We start from the raw sequence: 703 nt of genomic DNA on the forward strand, positions 1-703 counted from the left end.
GTTCGACTTTCTCTTCGAGATGGAGCTACAGTTAAGGGCGTAGCTCAGTCGTTGGATATACACCCTTTTATGCTATCAAGATGGCGAAAGGAGTATCGAGAAGGGATAATCATGGAAGATAAACGTAAGAAAACACCTTACATACCGACGCAAAAGGCAGAGTCCAACCGACTTGCTGAACTTGAACGCCAAAACGAACAACTTAAGTTAGAGAATGATCTGCTAAAAAAGTGGCAACGATTCGTAGCCCAAGAAAATCGACAAAATTCAGATTCATAAAGAAATACAAATCAACATTTCCGATAGCTATGATGTGTCGTCACCTATCGGTTTCTAGATCTGGATATTATGCTTGGTTAGTGCGTTTACCAAGTAAATATAGTCAGTCAGAATCTGGCTTACTCACTGAAATTAAAAAGATATTTACAAAGAGTCGAGAGACATATGGTAGCCCTAGGGTTCATGCCGAGCTGAGAAGGCATGGTATTTGTGTTGGTCGTAAACGTGTTGCGCGACTAATGAAAGAGCATGGACTTAGAGCCAGAAGCTATCGAATATATTTAAAGATGGCAAAACTGCATCGTTTTTATCAGTCGATAAAGAATATTAAGAAAGATACACCCAAACCAACAGCAGTGAACCAACAATGGTCTGGAGATTTAACTTATATTAGGCAAGGTAATCGCTGGATGTATCTTGCTGT

At 39.8% G+C, this 703-nt stretch carries 1 pseudogene; it reads left to right on the plus strand.

Annotation, left to right across the window (positions count from 1 at the left end):
• Positions 1-703: pseudogene (locus tag KP803_RS21775) on the plus strand (IS3 family transposase); the annotation flags it as partial.

Source organism: Vibrio amylolyticus (genome assembly GCF_023145695.1).
GTDB classification, from domain to species: domain Bacteria; phylum Pseudomonadota; class Gammaproteobacteria; order Enterobacterales; family Vibrionaceae; genus Vibrio; species Vibrio amylolyticus.